This is a genomic window from Streptomyces graminilatus, assembly GCF_001418565.1.
Lineage (GTDB): Bacteria > Actinomycetota > Actinomycetes > Streptomycetales > Streptomycetaceae > Streptomyces > Streptomyces graminilatus.
Genome location: NZ_LIQQ01000351.1, coordinates 14,087 through 29,406 on the forward strand (window position 1 = coordinate 14,087; position 15,320 = coordinate 29,406).

At 69.6% G+C, this 15,320-nt stretch carries 18 protein-coding genes; 4 read left to right on the forward strand and 14 right to left on the reverse strand.

Annotated features, from left to right (window positions below; translation table 11 throughout):
- Nucleotides 1–472 precede the first annotated feature (472 nt).
- Complete coding sequence (locus AOK08_RS28105) at nt 473–1,063, forward strand: NUDIX hydrolase (protein ID WP_157876830.1); 591 nt, start codon at nt 473–475, stop codon at nt 1,061–1,063.
- An 8-nt stretch (nt 1,064–1,071) separates the two neighbouring features.
- Here the strand turns inward: AOK08_RS28105 and AOK08_RS46015 are convergent, their stop codons facing one another.
- Nucleotides 1,072–1,290 (reverse strand): hypothetical protein, encoded by a 219-nt coding sequence (locus AOK08_RS46015; protein ID WP_157876831.1) that lies wholly within the window; start codon nt 1,288–1,290, stop codon nt 1,072–1,074.
- Nucleotides 1,291–1,572: 282 nt separating this feature from the next.
- On the opposite strand from AOK08_RS46015, the gene AOK08_RS28110 reads away from it, so the two are divergent.
- The gene (locus AOK08_RS28110; RefSeq protein ID WP_055531238.1) at nt 1,573–2,322 is read left to right on the forward strand and encodes a class I SAM-dependent methyltransferase; all 750 of its coding nucleotides are present in this window, start codon (nt 1,573–1,575) and stop codon (nt 2,320–2,322) included.
- A 224-nt stretch (nt 2,323–2,546) separates the two neighbouring features.
- Here AOK08_RS28110 and AOK08_RS28115 read toward each other — a convergent pair whose 3' ends face one another.
- From AOK08_RS28115 to AOK08_RS28145, 8 genes are all read right to left on the reverse strand, one after another.
- Complete coding sequence (locus tag AOK08_RS28115; protein WP_055531207.1) at nt 2,547–3,746, reverse strand: methyltransferase domain-containing protein; 1,200 nt, start codon at nt 3,744–3,746, stop codon at nt 2,547–2,549.
- Between the two features lie 12 nt (nt 3,747–3,758).
- Nucleotides 3,759–4,652 carry a radical SAM/SPASM domain-containing protein gene (locus AOK08_RS28120; RefSeq protein WP_055531209.1) on the reverse strand — a complete coding sequence of 298 codons (894 nt, stop codon included), beginning with the start codon at nt 4,650–4,652 and terminating at the stop codon, nt 3,759–3,761.
- Between the two features lie 81 nt (nt 4,653–4,733).
- Nucleotides 4,734–5,078, reverse strand: coding sequence for a hypothetical protein (locus tag AOK08_RS46665; RefSeq protein ID WP_198539417.1), 345 nt, complete (start codon nt 5,076–5,078; stop codon nt 4,734–4,736).
- The gene (locus tag AOK08_RS28125; RefSeq protein ID WP_157876832.1) at nt 5,075–5,287 is read right to left on the reverse strand and encodes a hypothetical protein; all 213 of its coding nucleotides are present in this window, start codon (nt 5,285–5,287) and stop codon (nt 5,075–5,077) included. The genes AOK08_RS46665 and AOK08_RS28125 overlap by 4 nt, the downstream gene beginning before the upstream one ends.
- Nucleotides 5,284–5,595 (reverse strand): hypothetical protein, encoded by a 312-nt coding sequence (locus tag AOK08_RS46020; protein ID WP_157876833.1) that lies wholly within the window; start codon nt 5,593–5,595, stop codon nt 5,284–5,286. Before AOK08_RS46020 ends, AOK08_RS28125 begins: the two co-directional genes overlap by 4 nt.
- Before the next feature lie 39 nt (nt 5,596–5,634).
- Nucleotides 5,635–6,888 (reverse strand): helix-turn-helix domain-containing protein, encoded by a 1,254-nt coding sequence (locus AOK08_RS28135; RefSeq protein ID WP_055531215.1) that lies wholly within the window; start codon nt 6,886–6,888, stop codon nt 5,635–5,637.
- A gap of 506 nt (nt 6,889–7,394) precedes the next feature.
- Nucleotides 7,395–8,237, reverse strand: coding sequence for a bifunctional 5,10-methylenetetrahydrofolate dehydrogenase/5,10-methenyltetrahydrofolate cyclohydrolase (locus AOK08_RS28140; RefSeq protein WP_055531217.1), 843 nt, complete (start codon nt 8,235–8,237; stop codon nt 7,395–7,397).
- The gene (locus tag AOK08_RS28145) at nt 8,234–8,854 is read right to left on the reverse strand and encodes a cyclodeaminase/cyclohydrolase family protein (protein WP_055531219.1); all 621 of its coding nucleotides are present in this window, start codon (nt 8,852–8,854) and stop codon (nt 8,234–8,236) included. Before AOK08_RS28145 ends, AOK08_RS28140 begins: the two co-directional genes overlap by 4 nt.
- Before the next feature lie 139 nt (nt 8,855–8,993).
- Here AOK08_RS28145 and AOK08_RS46025 point away from each other — a divergent pair, with 139 nt between their 5' ends.
- Nucleotides 8,994–9,656 carry a hypothetical protein gene (locus tag AOK08_RS46025; protein WP_055531224.1) on the forward strand — a complete coding sequence of 221 codons (663 nt, stop codon included), beginning with the start codon at nt 8,994–8,996 and terminating at the stop codon, nt 9,654–9,656.
- Nucleotides 9,657–9,977: 321 nt separating this feature from the next.
- Here the strand turns inward: AOK08_RS46025 and AOK08_RS28155 are convergent, their stop codons facing one another.
- The 5 genes from AOK08_RS28155 to AOK08_RS28175 all read right to left on the reverse strand — a co-directional run bounded on the left by AOK08_RS28155 (nt 9,978) and on the right by AOK08_RS28175 (nt 14,928).
- Nucleotides 9,978–12,644: a TOTE conflict system archaeo-eukaryotic primase domain-containing protein gene (locus tag AOK08_RS28155; RefSeq protein ID WP_055531226.1), complete on the reverse strand. Its 2,667-nt coding sequence runs from the start codon at nt 12,642–12,644 to the stop codon at nt 9,978–9,980.
- A 347-nt stretch (nt 12,645–12,991) separates the two neighbouring features.
- On the reverse strand, nt 12,992–13,225 hold the full coding sequence (locus tag AOK08_RS28160; protein ID WP_157876834.1) for a hypothetical protein: 234 nt from the start codon (nt 13,223–13,225) through the stop codon (nt 12,992–12,994).
- 25 nt (nt 13,226–13,250) lie between these two features.
- A complete protein-coding gene (locus AOK08_RS28165; protein ID WP_055531230.1) occupies nt 13,251–13,481 on the reverse strand; it encodes a hypothetical protein in 231 nt (76 codons plus the stop codon).
- Nucleotides 13,481–14,206 carry a P-loop nucleotide/nucleoside kinase family protein gene (locus AOK08_RS28170; protein WP_338400158.1) on the reverse strand — a complete coding sequence of 242 codons (726 nt, stop codon included), beginning with the start codon at nt 14,204–14,206 and terminating at the stop codon, nt 13,481–13,483. The genes AOK08_RS28165 and AOK08_RS28170 overlap by 1 nt, the downstream gene beginning before the upstream one ends.
- On the reverse strand, nt 14,176–14,928 hold the full coding sequence (locus tag AOK08_RS28175; RefSeq protein ID WP_055531240.1) for a GntR family transcriptional regulator: 753 nt from the start codon (nt 14,926–14,928) through the stop codon (nt 14,176–14,178). The genes AOK08_RS28170 and AOK08_RS28175 overlap by 31 nt, the downstream gene beginning before the upstream one ends.
- A 106-nt stretch (nt 14,929–15,034) precedes the next feature.
- On the opposite strand from AOK08_RS28175, the gene AOK08_RS46855 reads away from it, so the two are divergent.
- Nucleotides 15,035–15,320, forward strand: a 286-nt coding sequence (locus AOK08_RS46855; protein WP_206743408.1) for a hypothetical protein, incomplete at its 3' end; no start/stop codon positions are given.

Genomic DNA, 15,320 nt, shown 5'->3' on the forward strand with positions numbered 1-15,320 from the left:
CCAACGCCGAGGGAGGAAAGCCCGATGCCGGATCAACTGGCGACGGGAGCCGCCTTGTCGATCGCCAGGAGCACCAGGGGGTGATGGTGTCCTCGGCCAAGGCAGTACGGATGCGGGCTCGTTCGGCCGGCGGTAGCCCCCCGTGGAGCAGGATGGGTTCGACTCCGTGCGGTTTGAGGGCGGCGGCCAGCTGGTGGAGGTGTTCCACGCGGATAGTCAGGGCCAGGCTGCACCGGCCGCGCCAGGCGGCGTCGGAGATGTCCGCAGCGATCTGGGCAGCCGTTGCTGGAATCGGGTGCGTCATGGGGACGGGAGAGAGCGCATCGGAGTCCTCTCCTCAACGAATAGACGCATCGCCGGCCACGGGCAAGAGATGCGGGCCGGGATGCAACCACCATCCTGTCCCTCCATCCATGACGTGCACCCGATGACATCGCAATCTCATTGCCGATGACATGTCATCGACGCCGTGATGGCAGTGCCGAAGTCACTTGATCTGCACAGGAGTTCGGGAGCCGCGAGGTGGGATATCGTCGCGGATGTGCCTCGTTCGATTCTGATCCAAGACGGCCAGACATCCCGAGATACCGGCTTCGTCTACATCTGCTCGGGCTACCTCGTCGAGCACGGCAAAGTGCTGCTCGTGCACCACAACCGCTTCGACAAATGGGTGCCGCCAGGCGGCCACATCGAGCCCGGCGAGTCCTTCGCCGGGACGGCTGTGCGTGAGTTCAAGGAGGAGACCGGCTTGCTGGTGGAGGCTATCTCCAGCCAGCCGGAAATCCACCCGGCCGATGCCAATGCCACGCCCGAGCCGGTGCCGTTCTACGTCGACATCGAGCGGGAGGGGTTCTCTACCCCAGCGCTCGTGCAGTTCTTCTATGTCCAGCGGCAGCCGGACACCCGGGAGCAAGCCGTGGAGGCGCAGCTCGAAGAGGTGCACGGGGCCGCCTGGTTCGCCCTGGAGGACCTCGACACCCTCAAGACATTCGACCAAGTCCGCTCCCTGGCGCGGTTCGCTCTGTTGAACTATCCGGGTGGCCGGGAGCGGGCCACGTCGTAGGCGCCGGCCTACCGTCCCGCCAGGCGATGCCCGCTGGCCCCGTCCACCGTGCTGGCGAGGAGTAGCCGCGCCGGGGCGCCGCCGAAGGCCGCGGAGATGGCCTGGTTGAGGCTCTGAACGTACTTGGGCAGGGAGGACGGGGCGACGTAGAGCGTCGCCGCGCAAGGTCCGGGCAGCCTCGCCCGCCCTGGCCTCGAACGCCGCGAGTCCCACGAGGCACTCTTCATGGTTCGCCTCGGCCGCCGAACCCGGACCGCCGGTCGGACCGTACCCAACTCGCCTACTGCCGACGCGCATTCGAGTCCAAGACGCTACGGTGCAAGGTCATGAAGCCGTTTGTGTTCGGCATGCTCAGGACGTGTGGCCTGACGGGCGAAACGAACGCCCAGATTCACCTACCGCTGATGCCAGCGGGACGTGTCCGGTCTGCGGCGTAACAGGCGCGAGGACCTTCGGCAGACCGCAAATTCGCGCGCAGGGCGTGAAGGTCCAGGGCCACCATGGGGGTCATGGATCTGGTCGCGAAGGAACCCCGGATTGACGATGCCTTCGGCTGTGTTCTGGCCCGCTGCTGGGAGGCCGGTGCCAAACCGTGGTCGGCAATGGAAGTGATCGAGCGCGACGACGGCCTGATCGCGGCCAATGACGCCTCCCGGTACTTCAGCGAGCCCGCGCAGTGGTCGGCGCTGGATCGGTGGGCATGGGAGCGGGCCAAGGGCCGGGTCCTGGACGTGGGGTGCGGCGGCGGGCGCCACGCGGTCGCGTGGGTGGCCCGCGGGCACGAGGTGGTAGGCGTGGATCCCTCGCCCGGCGGTGTGCGCATCACGCGCGAGCGAGGTGCCAGGGCCGTGGTCGGCTCGGTGCCGTCCCTGCCCGAAGGACTCGGACGCTTCGACACGATCGCCCTGTGCGGCGACAGCCTCGGCCTGCTGGGCGGCCCCGAGCAGGCGTCGCAGGTCCTGTCGGCCCTCGCCTCAGTGGCCGGTCCCGGCGCGCGGTTGATCGGCACCGGCACGGATCCAGGCGACGGCGCGGGCACGGTCCACGCCGACTACCACTCCTGGAACCTCAGCCGCGGCCGGGCACGCGGGCAGCTGCGGCTGCGTGTACGGGACGGTGCCGTGGCAACACCCTGGTTCGACTACTGGCTGGCGTCACCGGACGAGTTCACCGCGGCCGTGGACGGATCCGCCTGGACCCTGGAGACGCTGGACCGCGACCCCACGGGATCCGGGTACGCGGTGAGCCTGCGCAAATAGGGGTTGACACATCGGAACGAAACTGGCGCCAAGGCTCCTGCTCCGGGCAATGAGCCACCCCCGCCCAACGCGCGGGTCAGGGCGGGGACTTGGGACCGCCTCGTCTGGGGAGGCATCTGGAGTGTGCCCCCTTGCCGTCGACGTATCCCCGTGGCGGCCGGGGGACCGTAGAGAGTGCCTTGGCGAACCTCGGCGTACGCGACACTGGATCTGCCGGAAGTGGTCTACGGGGCGAGCATGCTGGTCGCGCCGATGATGGTGGCCGACCAGCCCTTTCGGGAGAAAGTGGCCGCTCCATCGGGGGTGATGGTCACCTTAGCGCCGCGGATGGGAAGGTCGCCGTCCACGGCGAGCCAGGTGCGGATTCGGTCCAGCGCGTCCCACAGCCGCTGGGGCCCGCCCTGGTGCACGGTCGGGGAGTCCCTGCGCCCGGTGGCTGTGGCACGTGCCCACGAGCCGTCTGTGTGGAGCATGTAGACGGTGCGGGTGCCGTCGTCCGCCGTGTGCTGGCGGTGGTCGATGCCGGGCACGAGGAGTTCGAGGGTGGAGCGTACGTCCCAGGTGTCCGGCACGTACATCAGCGGGTAGCGGCTGGTGGTGATGTTCTCGCCCTCGGCGTGCTGGGCGGTCTGCCACAGCGGCGGGTTCTCTGGGAAGGTGTCGTCGTAGTCATCGCCGTGGCGCGCGGACATGAACCCGGCTGCCTCCGGCGCGACGTGCCCGACGGCGCCGCCGTCGGGTGTCTTGTCCGCGACGATGACCAGCCCGGTGTCGGCGAGGGTGGTCACCAGCCGTCCGCCGGGGGCGAGCGCGCCCAGCCACGAGCTGGGCACAGCGGGCACGGACACGGTGGAGATGATCCGGTCGTAAGTGCCCTCGGGTAGATCTCCGGTCAGGTCACAGACTTCGACGCGCGGATGGTGGCCGGCCTCAGCCAGCCGCTTGCGCGCCGCCTGCACGAGATACGGATCGACGTCCACGCTCGTGACCTGGTCCTCGCCGAGACGAGCGCAGGCCAGAGCGGTGCCGTAGCCGCTGCCGCACGTCAGCAGCAACCGGGAGGTGCTGGTGATCCACGCGGCCCGGTACATCATCAGCACGAGCGCGGGCAGCGTGGAGGACGAGGTGGAACGGCCTGCTCGCCCCCGGAGGAGGGTCTGGCCCACATCGGCGTGGTCGGCATGGAGGGTGCCGACGCGAGTGACGAGCGTGGTGTCGGCGTAGACGTCCCGCAGCCACGCCTCGGTGTCGCTCGTGCCGTCGCGCAGCACCCACAACTCCTCGCCGCCACTGCTCGCGGCCTTGGTCCACCACCGCGGCACGAACACGTGCCGCGGTGTGCTGGCCAGCGGCTGATACCAGCGTGACTCGGGCCGGATCACGGTGTCGGCGGCAAGCCGTCGCGCTGCTGATTCCCAGTTCATCGGGGCATCCTTTCAGCCTGCGGTGCTCGGGATGACCCCATCGTCGGCGGGGCCACAGGTTCCGCCGCCGCCCTGACTGTCGTCGTTGGGACCGCAGTCGGGACCGCACGGGTCGTGGCGGCCGGCCGGGATGCTCGCGGCGACCTGCTGCCACTGCGGCGAGCTGAAGACCCGCTCCAGCGACATGTCCTTGATCTGCCCGGCCGGAAGGAAACGGCCGAGTACGCAGGGGGTGACGGTCCCGTCCGACAGGATCGCGGCGATGCCGGTGGCGCACCGACCGCACAGCTCGGACGTGGACGGCAAGCCGTCGCCCTTGGCCGCGTTGCCGACGCCTCGGACTCGGTCGATGTGTGCCTCGGTGATGCCGAGGTCTTCCAGTTCCGCGCGGGCCTCCTCGACGCGCTGCCCGTCAAGGACGTCGACGATTCCCACCCGCACGGGGATGCCGCGGCGGTGTGCCTCGATGAGGTTCGCGCGGGTCGCGGCGTGGGAGCCCGTGCGGCCGGTGACCAGGTCGTGTCCCTCGTCGGTGTCGGCGTAGTAGGACGTCGACAGGGTGATGCCGGGGCGGGCGAAGAGCGCCCAGTGCTCGGCGCGGACGCGGTACAGGTTGGAGTAGATGTAGACCCTGAGCCCTTCTGCGAGGGCGTGTTCCACAAGTTCGGCGAAGTCGGGGTGAAGCGTGGGTTCTCCGCCGATCAGCTGGATCTTCCTGACGCCGAGTGCCGCGGCCTCGCTAATGACCCGTTTCCAGTCCTTGCCGGTCATGACTCCGTGCCCCTGTGTGGGGCCCGCCTTGGCGTAGCAGTGCGACGCGCACGTGAGCTGACAGCGGCGGGTGATTTCCAGCTCAAGGAAGCTGGGGACAAGGGGGGTTGTCGGGGCTTCGGGTGCGATGGTCACGGGCCGTTCCCTCCGGTTTGTGTTCCATGGTGGACGAGCCGGTCTCTCCGGGGGCGAAGTCCGGCCAGTTCTGCTGCGCTTCTACTCGGCGAGGAGTTCCTCGGCGGTCTTGGCCAGGAGATCGGCGGATGTACGGCTGTTGTGATTGAGGACCAGGGCGAGGCGCGGCATCTGCGCGAGCCGGTCGGCGAGGTCGGTGACTGGGGCGGCCTTCGTGGGGGCGAGGCGGAAGATGTCGGGTATCGGTCCTCGGTCTCGTCGCCGGACGGGCGCCGGGCTGAGCGCGCCCGTCCGGGTGGCGAGGTCTCCGTGCCGCCCACCGGGGTGGGTCGAGATTGGTGCCGACCCTGTCGCGGGGATATTCGGTGCCCGTCGGCCTCGGGGATGCCAGGCGGACGCCTCACCGGCAGCAGGGCCGGAGCTCATTCGGGTGGCGTGGTGTCGTCGGCCGTCGCGGCGGCCATCGGCGGCGGGGCCGCGGCGGTAGCTGGCGCGTGATCGGTCAAGAGGTGGCCGAGCAGCAGCGCGGCAGGCACGTGCAGCGCGACCCACACAGCCGTGAGGACGCTGTCCCCGTCGAGGTCCTTCACGCGCAGACGGGCGGCCATGCCGGGCAGATCAGGGCGCCTGCTCACGGCGTACCGCCCCCGTCCGGGGCGAACCCGCCGGGCGGCCTCGCTGCTTCGTCGAGGAAGAGTCCGTCCTCGGCCTCGTCCGTGGACGGAGTGAGGTTGTCCCGCAAGGCTGGCCACGGGTCCCCGCCGTCCTCCGGGCACAGGTGGTAGACGTTGGCGCCGGTGTCCTCGGGCAGGGCCACCACAACGCCGGTGCGGCTGACCGCGGAGTCGTGGGCAAGGTCGCCGCGCAGAGGAGTCCACGTCGGCCGGCTGTCGGGTAACTCCGCGGTGGGGAGCGCCTGTTGGGGTGTATGACTTCCCGTCATGCAACTGACGGTAGGGGCGCGGTTACCAGTGAATATGAATCAGGGGAATACTGCCTGGTCATCGAGGTGAAAACGGTTGGACATGCCCCGGAGCTTCTCGCGTGTGGCGACGCGTTCGGCATAGACGATCTTGCGGAGAGTGGCGCGTGCGATGGGGTGGTTGCGTACGAGCTGCGGGGCGATGCGCTCGGCCTCCTCCAATTCGGCGAGCGCCTGGTCCCGGTTGCCGTCCCACAGCCACGCCCGCGCCAGGTCCATGTGGTGGTGGCCGCGGCGGGACTTGGGCAGCGGCGCCAGATGGGCCGGGTCAGCTTGCCGGTTGAGGTCGAGTGCCTTGGTCTGGTCGCCTGCTTCGAGCGCGACGCTGACCCGGTGGATCTGGACATTGCCAGTGGAGAAGGTCAGCGAGTGCCGGTCGTAGATGGGCGGGCCGGCCGCTGCGTCCATCCGGTCGCTGGCCGCGCGGGCGTGCCCCAGGCGGTCCTCGGCCTCGCTCGTGTTGCCGCCGCGGGCGCAGGAGACCGCGGCCCGCAGCTGGAGCGTGCCCCATACGCGCAGCGCCAGCGGGTCGCCGCGGTCGTACTCGCGCTGCACACTGCGCAGCGCCTTGTCGGACAGGGCGATCGAGTCCTGCCAGTCGGCTGTCGCCCACATGTCCCACACCCGCATCCAGTCGGCCACGGCGGGCATGAGCGGATCGCCGGACAGCTGCGCGGACCACGCCGCCCGCTCACAGGCCATGGCGATGAGTTCGGGATGTCCGAGGGCGTGGGCGGCGGTGTGGGCGAACTTGCAGCAGACCGCGTACACGGCGAACGCTTCCTCGCACTCGTGCCCCGAGGAGACCTCGGCCAGGGCCCGCGCCTCGCGGAACAGGTCGGGCAGGGCCTTGAGGATCGCGATGTTCGCCGCAGCGTCGCGAAGGCGGTGCAGCCGCTTCGTGTCCCGCCACAGCTCGGCGGACGAGCGCGGTTCACCGTCGAAGACCGGGGTGAGGTCGTAGCGGCGCAGCTCGCGCACGATGGACGCTGCCGCGACCTGCCACTGGTTCTCGCCGGTCGTGCCGACGTACGGCCGCTCCAGCAGCACGTTCGGGTGGCAGTGCAGCGCGGCCGCGATCTGGTTGATCAGGCCGGCGCTGTCGAGTTCGATCTTGCCCGCCTCGACCTTGGAGACCCAGCCCTGGGTCTTGCCGACCGCGGCAGCGAGATCGGCCTGCGTCATGCCGAGATTGAGCCTCTGCCGCTTGATCCTGCGGCCGATCGCCTCCTGCTCCTCGATCTCGTACGGCATCCTCGACCTCAACCCTCCTGGAACGCAGCCTCTACCGGAACGGTACCCGCGCTGCCGCCTTCCACGAAGGTCAATGCCCGAGCAGGACGCTGTGACGCAGGTAGGGCTAGTCCGAGCCTCGGGATCCCCGCAGGTTGTGGGACGGCCTTCGGCCCGCCTGGACAACGTGCACACGGTGCGGTTCACCACGATGGCCGCCGTAACGGGAGACGACGGGAGACACGGACTACTGAGTTCGTGCTGAACAAGACGACCGCTCAACCCGCAGCACCGGCACCGAAACACGGGGCCGCGGGCTGGGCGGTGGTCGACTCGGCCTGCCACCGCGAACTGGAGTCGCCGATCGCCTGGTTCCTCGGCTATGCCGCCCCCGGAGCGTCCCCGTCCGGCCTGACCTCAGCCCGGCCTGTCCGCCTGCCACCGGTCATGGTGCATCACCTGATCGAGTGGCGGGCGGCGGGCCGGGCACAAGCCGTCCCCCAGGACGTGGGCGACAGCGATCGGTGTCAGCGGGCGGCGGCCTGGACGGTGTGCTGCAGCAGCAGCGCGGTCGTCACCGGCCCCACCCCGCCGGGCACCGGGGTCAGGGCCCCGGCCTTCTCGGCGACCGAGGCGGCGTCCACGTCGCCGACCAGCCCGCCGTCGTCGGTGGGGTTGGTCCCCACGTCCACCACTACGGCGCCCGGGGCGACATGCTCGGCGGTGACCAGGCCCGCCCGGCCGACCGCGGCCACCACCACATCGGCGGCCGAGGTGACGGCGGCCAGGTCTTTGGTGCGCGAGTGGCAGACGGTGACGGTGGCGTTCTTTTCCAGCAGCAAGTGGGCGGCGGGCTTGCCGACCACCGTCGAGCGGCCGACGACCGCGACATGGCGGCCGGTCAGCTCGATCTGGTGGTGGTCCAGGATCCGTACGACGGCCTCGGCGGTAGCCGGGGCGAACGCGGGCAACCCGGCGGCCAGACGGCCCAGCGAGAGCGGGTTGGCGCCGTCGATGTCCTTCTCCAACGCGATGGAAAGGGCCACGTCCTGGGCGTTGACGCCGTCGGGCAGCGGGGTCTGCAGGATGACGCCGTGCACGCTCTCGTCCACGCTCAGGGAGGCGAGCTTGTGGCGGATGTCCATGTCGGACGCGGCGGGGCCGAGGTCGACGATGTCGCAGGTGATGCCGACCTTCGTGGCGGCCTTCGCGATCGAGCGGACGTACCAGGCACTGGACTCGTCCGCCGTGGCGACCACGACGGCGAGCTTCGGCGGGGTGCCGGCCGCGGTGAGCTCGGCGGCCTTCGCGGTGGTCTCGGCGCGGATCGCGGCGGTCAGCTCCTTGCCGGACAGGACGGTGGCGCTCACTTGGTGATCTCCTTGCGGACGGCGGCGGTGACCTGCTCGGCCCGGTTCGCGATGTCGTCGACCTTGGCGGCCTCGGCCACCAGCTCGGCGCGGACCTTCTCGTCCTTGATGCCGCCCAGGTTGATCTCGACGTTCACCCGGGCGGTGGTGGCTGCCGCCCGTGCGGCCTCGGCGGCGGCGGCCACGTCGGTGATGACGTTGCGGTTGCCGATTGGCAGCAGCTCTTCGGCGAACTCGACCGCGACCAGGGCCGCGGCGATCACCTCGGCGGGCGGCCTCGCCGCCCCGACGAGAGCCTTGGCGATCGCGGCCGAGCGGGCGGCCTTCGCCTCGTCGGTGTCCTTGGGCAGCTTGTAGGCGTCGGTGACCGCGGTGAACGCCGCCGCGTCGTCCTCCGCCAGTTGCAGGGCAACGGCCCGCAGCTCGTCGGTCTCGGTGGTGATCCGCTCAATGTCCGCCTGGTGGGCGGCGTACTTCTCGCCGGTGCTGTAGCGGGCGACCATGCCCAGCAAGGCCGCCGCCTGAGCGGCGTGCAGGGCCGCCGAAGCACCCCCGCCCGGGGCCGGGACACGGTCGGCTAGCCGGGCCAGGAAATCGCTGATCTTCTCGTCGCGCATGAACGCTCGTTCTCCGGTCGGTGGGGGTCACAGCACGCCCGAAAATCCTCCCACGGCCCCGCCCTCACCCGGCCCCGAACGGGCCACGGCCCAGGAACAAAGCGGGAGGCCCGTCAACGACGGAACCTCCCGCTCACCCGTGGCCCTTCATCAGACGGACGGCTCCGTCCCACACATCGTCGCCCCGCTCGCCCACGGCGGCTTCCACCCCAGCCTCGCCATCATCCGCGACGGCCGAAGGCTCCTCGGCCGCGGCGTGATGTCCAGCGACTTCATGAACGCTGCCGGACCGCTGTACGCCTGGCCCGACGGCCAGACCCCCGCCCTCACCGAACCCCTGACAGCGCAGCCGCTCACCACCCGCAAGTGCATCGGACCCGTCCTGAGCCCGGAGCGGTACTACGACCTGTGGTTCCACCTCGGCACCCGCTCCGGCCGCACAACCCGCGCCTACGTCGACGGCCTCGACCCGGCCCTCGGAATGGCCTGCCTCCACGACCCCGACCGCGGCACCGCCTGGATCCAGCACACCGGCGACAGCCACTTCGTCGGCGACCCCGCCGTCGCCGACGAACTCGCCGCCCACGTCCAGGCTTGGGCCGACCTCCAGCAGCCCACCATCCCCGACCACCACGCCGTCCTGGAACACACCGACGCCGACCAGCCCGTCTTCCGCCCCATCGAATGGCACGTCAACACCGATCATTGCCGGAAAGCCCCGGCCTCCTGCGCCACCGGCCGGTCCGCGCCGACGATCCGACACCTCCGACCCACCCCGACCGGCCTCACTGCTGGGAGATAAGCGCTGCCGCGTTGCTCGTCTCCCGTGTCGAGAAGAAACTCGGCCTGCCACCGTCGTCCCCGAGCGGGCGATGATGGAGCCTGGTGCTTGCGGGACGGGGCGGGCGGGATCGGGCGGCAGGCGTTGACCGTTGCAGTCCACCGTGCGGCCCGCCAGCGGCAGTTCAGCGACCCGGTAGGTGCGCGGCACTCCCGTGGAGTGCCGCGGCAAGGCACCTTCCGGGGACCAGACGATCGCGTCTGGGGCGCCGCGGGTCCCCTCACTGCGATGGCCGGGCTGCTGCGCGGCTTGAGCACGCCGAGGACCTGCGCGAGTGGCAGGTCAGGGAGAGGCCGCGGGAGCAGCGCCTTGCCCCTGGTCTGAGTGAGCGGTGTGCCAGGCATCCCAGATCTCCTGGCGGAGCTTGCCTCGGGACGGTACGTCCATTTTCTGGCTGCGGGCCCAGGCCCGGACCTCCGCGACGGCGGGTGCGAGGCGCGGGGTCGTCACGGCGGCGGGCGGCGCGGCGGGCCGAGCCGCCCGCGGCGATGTGGGCAGCTTCTCGACCGGCGTGGTGATGAAGCCACGGCGCTCGAGGATGCGGCGGCGTTTGTGGTGCATGCGCTCCATCTGTGGGACGTCGGCGTCGAGGTAGTCATGTGCTTCGACGTGGGACTTCCTCGCCTCGGTGTTGCGCATGATGCGGCCGACCTGCTGGATGACGCGGCCCTTGAAGGAGATGGGGCTGGTCAGGAAGAGAGTATCGAGCCGGGGCTGATCGAAGCCCTCACCAACAAGCTTGTCGATCGCCAGGAGCACCAGCGGTGTGGTGGTGTCCTCGGCCAAGGCAGCACGGATGCGGGCTCGTTCGGCCGGCGGTAGCCCGCCGTGGAGCAGGATGGGTTCGACTCCGTGCGGTTTGAGGGCGGCGGCCAGCTGGTGGAGGTGTTCCACGCGGTTGGTCAGTGCCAGGCTGCACCGGCCGCGCCGGGCGGCGCCTGCGATGTCTGCGGCGATCTGGGCGTTGCGGTCTGTGTGGTGGGCGAGTTCGGTGTAGATGGCCTGGAAGGAGGCGCCGTCGTTGCCCGGCTCGTCGGTGGTGAACGTGGTGGGGTGGACGACGAAGTGCTTGGCGAAGGTGCTGGCGTCTTCGATCTCGTGGCGGATCGGGCCGCACTGCATCGTGATCACCGGGTCCATCTGGTCCGCCCGGTAGGGGGTGGCGGACAGGCCGATCCAGCGGCCGGCCTTCGCGACCCGGATCGCCGCTTCGGCGCCCGGTGCTCCCACGGCGTGGCACTCGTCCACGATGACCAGGCCGTATCCGTCGAGGAGGTCGGGCGGCGCATCCCGGTGGGACAGGGTCTGCAGCATGATCAGGTCGACGACGTGAGTGCGGCGGTCCTTGCCGCCACCGAGCGAGCCGACCTGGCCCTCGCCGAGATCGAGGAACGCGGCGAGGCGTTGCTTCCACTGGTCCAGCAGCTCACTGCGGTTGACGACCACGGCCGTCGGTGTGCGGTGGGCGGCGACCAGGGCGCAGGCCATGACCGTCTTGCCGGCACCGGGAGGCGCGACCAGGACTCCGGCGGGATGCGGGGTCATCGCCTCCACGGCCTGCTGCTGGATGCCGGTCAGCTCGCCGGTGAAGCGCGCGGTGATCTCGGGGTGTTCGGGCAGGTCGCTGGTGATGGTGAGCGTCCCGCCGGCGGCGGCGACCAGCTGGGCGGCCTCGTCGGCGAGACCGCGCGGCAGCGTGAGCCAGTCCGGGTCGGTGGCATCGAAGCAGCGGATGAGCCGGGGCGTGTTCCAGGTGGAGAAGCGCTGGTTCTGCTTCCGGTAGAACTCCGGATTATGGAACGACGAGGCATGTTTGAGCGCCGCGAGCAGCTGCGGGGGCAGCCCGGTGGTGGAGATCGCCAGCATGGCAGCCAGTCGTGCGGGCACCATGGCCGGCGCCTTGCCCAGTGCCTTCCTTCGGGGCCTGGGTCCCAGCTCGGGCGCGGTCGCCGACGGCCCGGCCTTGACCGGGCCGAGCTTGTCGACGAGCGCCTCGACCTCGGCCGGCGTGAGCCGCTCGGTGCGCGAGAGGTGGGCGAACTGGTCCGGGAAGGGCTGCCAGGTGTCGGGGTCCACGAACACGGTCGTGCCCGTGGCACGGGAAACGCCGTGCAGCGGCAGCGCGATCAAGCTGCCGAACCTGAAGCCGCCCTTGGCTTTGACCGGCTGGAAGTCCTGGGCGGGGAAGAGACGGTCGTAGCTGGACAGCGTCATCTGTCCGCGGGCGTCGATCGCCCGCCGCAGCAGCGCCATGCCCAGGGCCCGGGCGGTGGTGGCGGCGACGGGCTCAGTGAAGAACGTCCAGACGTGGGCGCCCTTGCCGGAGCGGGAGATCTCCACCAGCGCCGGAACACCGGCCTGCTGGCACGCGCCGGCGTAGGCGGCGGCATCCCCGCGCCAGTCGCTGCCGTCCTTGCCGTCGAAGTCACACGCCAGCAGCCGACAGGTGTCATCGGCCAACAGCGGGTACAAACCCACGTGCAGTTCGCTGCGGCCCTGCCGGGACGGATCGAGGTGACCGTAGACGGTCTCGTCGGTCAGCGGCCAGAACACCCGGTCCGCATCGTCCTTGCTCTTGTCGAACGGGTCGTCCTCGGCCGGGCTCCACCCGGTACGCCCCGTCTTCGAGCTCACCCACCGCCGGGCATAGACGTCCTCACGGCCGCAGAGCAGCGCCCGAAACAGCGCGATCTTCGCCTCGGTGCCGGACGAGGCATCCGCGTACGGCAGTCCGTTGGCGCCGAGCAGCGTCGCAACCGGCACCGGGTCTGTATCAGGCGGAAGAACAGGAAGCTCCGTGGAGGCAGCGCCGCCGAGACGCGCTCGCAAGCGCCCGTTCTCGGCCTGCACCCGGGCGAGCTCTTCGCGGAGCTCCGCGTTCTCCTCCAGGGCGACATCGAGACGGATGCGCAGCTCGGCCGGGTCATGGCAGTCGGACCAGTCCTCCACCCTCCTCATGATCCAGATCCCGGATGTCCCGCGCAGCCAGAACGCCCAGATTCACCCACCACTGATTGCCCGCAGGAAGTGTCCGGTCACCACCAGGGCGACTCAAACGAACGCCGATCACGAGGAATCAGCCGACCAGATGACCGAATACGGATCACGCTGACCGAGCGAGTCTCGCGCTCCGAGTGGTGTCAACCCCGGCGGAAGACCGGGTGGCTAACTGGCTTGTTTTCAACTGGACTTGGCGTCCTTCAGTACCCGAAGAGGAGAATGCTCCGGATCTCCCTGCTGATCGTGAGCCTGCCTGGGGCAGAGCGGCTCTGTCCCAGGCCCAGGCACTGCCGAGTTCAGCTCTCAGCGCGGCGACGGCCAGTCGTCAGCGGACGGCCGATGTGCTCCTTCCGCACCTCGTGGGCGTGGTCCAGGTGGAGCAGAGCGATGTGCCACCACAGTGCACGGCTGCCCGGGTCCTCACGCGTCGCGGTACGTGAGGCAGCCAACTGGGCATCCCCCAAAGCTTCTTTGACCTGCCACCACAACGGCGCGTACGTGTCGATGGCGCCGATCATCATCCGGGTCAAGGCCCGTCTGGTCGCCCACCGAAGGCTATGAAGACGAGTACGCGGCGTGGGTCCAGGTCCTGATCGCGTGTGCCCTCCACCATACGGCAACGGACGACGCGCCGGTCCGGTCCGCCTCACTGGCCCGGGCCGCGGAACTGCTGTCGGTGGCGACCATGGCGGCCGGCGCCGCACGGTCGCCTCCGTGAGTGGTCGACAGCAGGAACAGCGACGGCTGGTCCGGCAGTGGGCAGATGGCGCGGGCCTGGCGGTTCATCAGGACAGGCTGCCTGGAGCTGAGCCGAGTAGTACGGGCATCAGGGCCTCGGGGTCTCCGGAGTAGATCATATGAGGCTCATCAGGGCCTGGGGGAACGAACCGCCCCTGGAACCGAAGCAGGTCTGCCTCGGAGAAATAGATCGCGTTCGGGTCCGAGTCGGACTGCTGGTTCCGTTGGCTGATGCGGGACCACAGTTCGTCATGGGTGGCGGGAAGGTAGACCAGCACGGGTACGGCGCCGGCCTCGATGGCGATCCCCTGCCATTCCGCGCGCTCCTCGGGAGTCCAGAACCCGTGGTCGACGACGGTGTCCTCACCTCTGGCCAGGAGGTCCCTCAACTCTGCGGCGACGTCTTCCAGAATTGGGCGCTCCCGGACACGGAACTGCCCCCGGGGGAAGTCGCGCCCGTAGTGACCGTGTCGCTGCCACATCTCTTCGTCAGGGCAAAGACGGACGAAGCCGTGCCGGATGAGTGCTCGAGAGAGTGTCGTCTTCCCCGACCCGGGGAGGCCGGACAACAGGACGCAACGGGGTTCATGCGGCCGATTGCAGAGGACCCTGGAGATCTGTTTGATCTCGGAGTGACCGCGTTGATCGAGGGAACCGTCTCTCCGGGCGCCGAGCAGCGTGCCGAGGCGCTGTTCGAGCGCGCTGATCAGGGTGTCGTCTGGGGTGTACTGCCCGCCGTTGTTCACTGAGTGATCTCCGAATGGGCGCTCCACGTGCGGCCGGGGCCTCCCAGGTCCACGCCGTACTCGACGACCTTGCCGTCGATGTTCGTGAACTTCGCGGTCATCACGACGATCGGGGCCATCGTGTTGGGCTGTAGTTCGAGGAGCCCCGCATCCTCGGAAGTGGTGATCCGTGATGAGGCACTGTCGACGCGGTGAGTGATGGGGCGACCTGTGGCCTTGGCGATCAGCTCCAGAGACGTCCCGCCAGTAAGTCGCTCGTTGCGGGTGAGTTCGGGGAGCAGTTCGGCGTACTCGTGGGGGATCCACGAGGTGGAGTGAGCGACGATGCCGTGACGGTCCCGGTAGACACGAGAGCGGCAGACCACCTTGGCTCTGGGCTGGAGGTCCAGCGCCTCCGCGACATAGTCCGGTGCCGCCACGACGGATGCCGAGTGGGAGTCGGAGCGCTCACCCGATCCCCATGAAGAGCCCGTCCGGTGCCCCCGGTCCTGGCGCTGGGAGCCGGATGACATCGGCGCCGGGCGGTCCAGAACCTCGGTACCGATGCCGTGCACACCCCGCACCAGGCCGTCGCTGCGAAGCCTCCGGAGGGCTTTCTCTGCTGTAGCAGTGCTGACCTTCCACTCCGACGCGATGGTCTTGATGCTCGGGAGGAGAGCTCCTGGCTGCAGTTGCCCGGACGCGATCAGATCCTCGAAATGGGCAGCAATACGGACGTATGGTGCTCGATTGTCGCCCCGATCGGGCATCGGCCAGCTCTCCTTCGCGGTGACCTCCATAGGGTCCCTAGCTTACTTCTTGACACCTTAGGGAACCCTAGGGAACCTAGGTTGCCCATCAATCAAGGCGGTCGAGATGCTGGTGGAATCCGTCATCAAGTCCGGCCAGCTCGTCGACGTGGCCGACTGGACGGCCGTGCGGCGGACCGAGCACGCCGTTGCAGAAGCGGTCTTGGTGGCGCCCCCATGCCGCACCTCCATTCGCATGGCTGCGACCTCGAAGACCGTGGCCGCCTCTTCCGCTTGGCGGGCCCAAGCCCACTTCGACAACAGCATCGGGCGCCGGGCGGCACCCGCGCACCCTCGCACAGCGCCCAGCCCGCCCCGGCCCGCCGCTGAGCCCCCACACCATGGAGCGGATG

Bases quoted from the DNA above. Each gene is read 5' to 3' on its own strand.
- AOK08_RS28105 (WP_157876830.1), top strand. From the start codon at position 473: ATGGCAGTGCCGAAGTCACTTGATCTGCACAGGAGTTCGGGAGCCGCG.
- AOK08_RS46015 (WP_157876831.1), bottom strand. From the start codon at position 1,290: ATGAAGAGTGCCTCGTGGGACTCGCGGCGTTCGAGGCCAGGGCGGGCG.
- AOK08_RS28110 (WP_055531238.1), top strand. From the start codon at position 1,573: ATGGATCTGGTCGCGAAGGAACCCCGGATTGACGATGCCTTCGGCTGT.
- AOK08_RS28115 (WP_055531207.1), bottom strand. From the start codon at position 3,746: ATGAACTGGGAATCAGCAGCGCGACGGCTTGCCGCCGACACCGTGATC.
- AOK08_RS46665 (WP_198539417.1), bottom strand. From the start codon at position 5,078: ATGAGCTCCGGCCCTGCTGCCGGTGAGGCGTCCGCCTGGCATCCCCGA.
- AOK08_RS46020 (WP_157876833.1), bottom strand. From the start codon at position 5,595: ATGACGGGAAGTCATACACCCCAACAGGCGCTCCCCACCGCGGAGTTA.
- AOK08_RS28135 (WP_055531215.1), bottom strand. From the start codon at position 6,888: ATGCCGTACGAGATCGAGGAGCAGGAGGCGATCGGCCGCAGGATCAAG.
- AOK08_RS28145 (WP_055531219.1), bottom strand. From the start codon at position 8,854: ATGCGCGACGAGAAGATCAGCGATTTCCTGGCCCGGCTAGCCGACCGT.
- AOK08_RS28165 (WP_055531230.1), bottom strand. From the start codon at position 13,481: ATGAACCGCCAGGCCCGCGCCATCTGCCCACTGCCGGACCAGCCGTCG.
- AOK08_RS28175 (WP_055531240.1), bottom strand. From the start codon at position 14,928: ATGCCCGATCGGGGCGACAATCGAGCACCATACGTCCGTATTGCTGCC.